Source organism: Falsigemmobacter intermedius (assembly GCF_004054105.1).
Lineage (GTDB): Bacteria > Pseudomonadota > Alphaproteobacteria > Rhodobacterales > Rhodobacteraceae > Wagnerdoeblera > Wagnerdoeblera intermedia.
This window is the reverse complement of sequence record NZ_SBLC01000089.1, coordinates 1-4180: the sequence shown is the minus strand read 5'-3', so window position 1 is coordinate 4180 and position 4180 is coordinate 1. Positions and strand designations below refer to the sequence as shown.

The window sequence follows — 4180 nt, the reverse complement described above, 5'->3', positions numbered from 1 at the left end:
TCCTCGGCTTCATCGACATCACCTCGATCCGTCTATGGATACGCCATTTGTCAACATGACCTACTCTGACCTAAGATCTCTGATAATTCTCGTCCTCGCCCATACGAAGACATAGAAAACTGTCGTTATCTACCTTCAGAACCAAGGCAAACTACCCTACGTTCTGACATATGGATCTGAACCCAGGGGAATGAGTGATTGAGGTTGCCAGGTGGGTGGAAGAGGGCGGCAAAAATTGCCCTCCTGTGGGTGATAGGTGTGGCATGTATGGTTGGTGCGCTTATGGTGGGTAGTATGCTGGGCTCTCTGCTCTGGCAGGCATACAGGTGATCACAGCGTGGATATGCCACTTTGGTGTCTGTTCTGTCGCTGTCGTGGGGCCCCTGCGGTCGCAGCTTTTGCGCCAGCATGTGAGGGAATTCAGTGATGCCTGAGAGTAAGCCGAAGGGATTCGACCCCGAGAGCGCGAAACTGATTGCCGCATTTGCTGTGGCCGCACAGCGCATCGAGCTGGATGATGATCTGGCTGAGGCACTTTTCCGGACTGCGCTCGAAATCTACACCAAGGGCGATCTCTTTCAGAAGGTCGCGCGCCACGACGCCTGACCCATCGGTTCAGAGATCCAGCCGGCAGCGGCCGTAGCGCGCAGGATTTCTGCGTTTTGCTCAGAAGCCTCCGGGGATCGCGGGTACTGATAAGTCTTGCTGACCTTCCGTTTCGGGCTGGAGACGTAGTGCAGGAACTGGCCGTCGTCGGTCAGCAGCAACAGGCCAGAGGTTTCCTTGTCGAGCCTGCCGACAGTCTAAATCGCCGGATCCCGCCGTCGCCAGCGGATCGGGAGCAGATCGTAAACCAGTGGACCGGCATCGCTGTGCGAGCATGTCACACCGGCGGGCTTGTTCAGGAGGATCACCAGTCCTGCAACGGGATCAAGCTGTTCCCCGCCCACGGTCATGCGCCTGGGCAACTCCGCCGTGAGCGTAATACGCCGCGTCATGTCATTGACCTTCTCGCCGTCCAATATGATGCGGCCCGCTTGCGCCAGCCCGCCGATCTCGCGGCGCGATCCATAGCCCATCGAGGACAGCAACTTGTCGATACGGGCGTTTACCGCTTTCGACATGAGGTAGTCCTCCGATCTGGTTGGATGGTGGGTGGGATGCGGTTCGTCATGCCGTCCCCTCAACCGATGGCTTCAGGCTTATGCCCTTCTCACGCAGGGCCGCGTCGATCCGGCTGAATACCTCGTTGCGGCAGGCCATCTCGCGGTCATGCTGGGGAACCCAGTATTTCACGCGATAGGTGATGCCCTGAGGCGCGAACATCGCCACCTGTACTTCAGGCGATTTGCCGGTGGCGATGGTCTCCGCGCCGACAAGCGCTTCCGTTATCAGTATCCGCGCCTCTGCGACTGGAAGCGTGGCCGGGAGTGTCAGTTCGGCATGGTCGCGATACTCTGGCCTAGGGGCGCTGTAGTTTGTGATCCTCTGGCGGGAAATCTGACTGTTGGGCAGGATCACATGGGTGCTGTCGCGGGTAATCAGCCTTGTGCTGCGCCAGCCGATCTCCTGAACCCGCCCCTGCGCCAGCCCATCGATCGCAACCCAGTCGCCGATGCGGAACGGTGCCTCGAGCCCAAGCGCGAGGCCCGAGAATGTGTCAGCGACCACATTGCGAATGGCAAATCCCAGCACCGCCAGCAGAAGGCCGGAGCCGGTCAGGATCCCCGACAGATCCTGGCGGAAGAACAGCGACAGGCTGGCCAGCGTGGCTGCGGCAAAGAGGGCGAGGCGAAGCAGGTCCAGCGCGACTTTCGGCACGGGGCGTCGGCCCTTCCGTCGTCGTGTCAGGCGCGCGGACGAAATGGCATGCAGAAGATGCGCGCCAAGGAACAATACGCCCGAAAGCGCGGTGTTGCGCAACGGCTCCCACCATGCCGCGCCACCCTCGACCATGGCAGGCAGGGCTTCGCCGAAAAGCGCGAACAACAGCAGTGCCAGCAATGCTCCGATCTGATGTTTAGGGATGTCGGGCCAGATCATTCGCCGTCTCGGTGCATCGGCCGCCTGCGCATCTCTGGTTTGGGGCGCGTTCGCGTCTGATCCAGAGGCATGCGCGAAAACGGATTCAGGCAGATCGGGCAGCGGTGTGCTGCGGCGCGTGGGACTTCCTCGCCGCAGGCATGGCACTGGGCGGGCAAGAGATTGCGATACATGGGACTATCCTTTTGGCGGGACATTGAAACAGGGCATCCTCCCCGGTCCCTGTCGCCCGCGGAAAGGCAGGGGCTAACAGGGCCGGGGCGGAACATGCGCCTGTTCGGCGCGCAGGATCGCTGGCATGGGACGTGACCTGTTCATGGAGAAACCTTCATCAGGCGGCACCGGGTGGCAGAGCCTGAGTGTGATATGGATCTTTATAAGAATATTTCAATAGGTTGGCTTCTGTCGTGTCCGCGACGTTCGGCCTTCTGCCGGAGAGGCTTTTCGGGGCGGAAGATCGAGAGCCAGCAACAACAGCGGCTTTCTCCGGCCGCGTTGCCTGTTTCACCGTGATCGGTTTGTCGTAAAAGACGGCAGGATGATTTTTCTCGACAGGGGTCTCAGTATGACGATTGCACTTTGGCATAGCGATGAAGACCTTGATCGCCTCGATGCGGTGCTTTCGGCGCTGCCCGAAGACAACGATCCGATGATCCTTGCCGAATTCGATGGTTTTTGCGCCGGTCTTATCACCTGTCCCGAAATGATCTCGCCGTCGGTCTGGCTTGCCAAGGTCTGGGGGACTGGCGGCCCGCCTGAGTTCGACAGCGCTGAAGAGCTTCAGGCGGCTCTCGATCTGATCATGGCGCATTACAACCGCGTCGCCGGAATGCTGATGATCCCGGGGGAGTATTTCCCTGTCCTCGACGAGGATCAGCGCAACGGGGACATCATCTGGGAGTTCTGGATGATGGGTTTCGTCGCGGCGATGCGACTGCGGCCTGACGCCTGGGATCTGATTGAGGACAGCAAGGACCGGCGGGCGAAGAAGGCGCTGGATCTCGCAGGCAAACTCTCGCGTATCTCGACCGGGTTCGCCGAAGGGAAAGGCTGGAAGGCTACGAAATTGTCGCGCGAGGCCCATGATCTGATCCCCGATATGGTCGAGGATCTGAACGCCTTCGCCAAGGCGCATACGGCGAAATCCATGCCCGGTCTGCCGCTGGCCGCCAATCTGACTGCTGCGCCCTCAGCTGCATCGAAGCCCGGTCGCAATGATGCGTGCAGCTGCGGTTCAGGGCGCAAGTACAAGAAATGCTGCGGCGCTGTTCACTGATCTCAGCCTTGCGGGAACAGGATCGCGTCAACGTCCATCGCGCCGTTCACGACATGAAGCACTGTCACCTGATCCCCGCGGATCTGGTAGAAGATCAGGTAGCGGCCATGAACGCGGCGCCGGATGCTTTGCGTCTCATAGCGTGGGACAATCGGCCAGGCCTCGGGGAACTCGGCGAGTTCCATGCAGCTTCGGCCGAGTTCACGCACGAAGCTGATAGCGCGTGCGGGATTGTCGCGTGCGATGTAGTCGCCGATGACTTCCAGATCCGCTTCGGCCTCTGCGGTGATCTCGACGATCATTTCGCAGGTTTGCCCATCGCCTGATACTTGGCCTCAAGCCGCGCGAAGACGTCGCCGGCTGGTTTGAACCGCCCGGCATCAGCATCTGCAAGCCCCCTTGCCAGGGCCTGATCCAGGACAGCAAGGCGGGCTTCTCGCTCCTGGATCAGGCGGATGCCTTCGCGCAGGACCTCGCTCTTGGAATTGTAGCGGCCGGTTTCGACCAGCTTTGTCACAAAGCTCTCCAGCTGTGTTCCCAGATCGGCACTGATCATCGCGGCCTCCGCTATTGCTGGTTTCACAATGCCACGCTTGATAACTGTTATCAATCCTTGCGGTATAACGTTCATGGCGCGGCCTTCCTGCCTCTCGCCGGGATCGGTGTTGGATTTCCCCGTCGTCATGAGCTCACAGGGATCAGTCTTTCCCTCTTTCCGGCCACTTTGATCGCGGGGTTGGCAGATCGGTTGCATGCTGTGATCGCGCATCAGGCCCTGTCCATTTTCCCTGTCGACAGAAGTTCGACAGTTCGGGGCTGATTTTGAGGATGGTGGCGGCGCTGCTTTGAGCAATATCAACG

6 protein-coding genes and 1 pseudogene are annotated in these 4180 nt (G+C 59.9%); 2 read left to right on the top strand and 5 right to left on the bottom strand.

What is annotated here, in order from left to right; translation table 11 throughout:
• The first annotated feature begins 426 nt into the window (after positions 1-426).
• Positions 427-606, top strand: a complete 180-nt coding sequence (locus EP867_RS18945; RefSeq protein ID WP_128490997.1) for a hypothetical protein — start codon at positions 427-429, stop codon at positions 604-606.
• On the opposite strand, the pseudogene EP867_RS20370 reads toward EP867_RS18945, so the two are convergent.
• The 3 genes and pseudogenes from EP867_RS20370 to EP867_RS18935 all read right to left on the bottom strand — a co-directional run.
• Positions 579-791 (bottom strand): annotated as a pseudogene (locus EP867_RS20370) (pseudouridine synthase); the annotation flags it as partial. The gene EP867_RS18945 and the pseudogene EP867_RS20370 overlap by 28 nt on opposite strands.
• Before the next feature lie 12 nt (positions 792-803).
• Entirely contained in the window at positions 804-1124 is a 321-nt protein-coding gene (locus tag EP867_RS20365) for a S4 domain-containing protein (RefSeq protein WP_241656977.1), read from the bottom strand.
• A gap of 46 nt (positions 1125-1170) precedes the next feature.
• Positions 1171-2043, bottom strand: coding sequence for a mechanosensitive ion channel family protein (locus EP867_RS18935; protein ID WP_128490996.1), 873 nt, complete (start codon positions 2041-2043; stop codon positions 1171-1173).
• 565 nt (positions 2044-2608) lie between these two features.
• Between EP867_RS18935 and EP867_RS18930 the strand changes: the two genes are divergently transcribed.
• Positions 2609-3319 carry a UPF0149 family protein gene (locus tag EP867_RS18930; RefSeq protein ID WP_164888959.1) on the top strand — a complete coding sequence of 237 codons (711 nt, stop codon included), beginning with the start codon at positions 2609-2611 and terminating at the stop codon, positions 3317-3319.
• Between the two features lie 2 nt (positions 3320-3321).
• Here the strand turns inward: EP867_RS18930 and EP867_RS18925 are convergent, their stop codons facing one another.
• Positions 3322-3621 carry a type II toxin-antitoxin system RelE/ParE family toxin gene (locus tag EP867_RS18925; protein ID WP_128490995.1) on the bottom strand — a complete coding sequence of 100 codons (300 nt, stop codon included), beginning with the start codon at positions 3619-3621 and terminating at the stop codon, positions 3322-3324.
• Positions 3618-4180 (bottom strand): type II toxin-antitoxin system ParD family antitoxin (locus tag EP867_RS20360; protein WP_241656976.1); only part of this gene is annotated, 563 nt, incomplete at its 5' end. The genes EP867_RS20360 and EP867_RS18925, both read right to left, overlap by 4 nt.

Bases quoted from the DNA above. Each gene is read 5' to 3' on its own strand.
- EP867_RS18925 (WP_128490995.1), bottom strand. From the start codon at position 3,621: ATGATCGTCGAGATCACCGCAGAGGCCGAAGCGGATCTGGAAGTCATC.
- EP867_RS18945 (WP_128490997.1), top strand. From the start codon at position 427: ATGCCTGAGAGTAAGCCGAAGGGATTCGACCCCGAGAGCGCGAAACTG.
- EP867_RS18935 (WP_128490996.1), bottom strand. From the start codon at position 2,043: ATGATCTGGCCCGACATCCCTAAACATCAGATCGGAGCATTGCTGGCA.
- EP867_RS20365 (WP_241656977.1), bottom strand. From the start codon at position 1,124: ATGTCGAAAGCGGTAAACGCCCGTATCGACAAGTTGCTGTCCTCGATG.
- EP867_RS18930 (WP_164888959.1), top strand. From the start codon at position 2,609: ATGACGATTGCACTTTGGCATAGCGATGAAGACCTTGATCGCCTCGAT.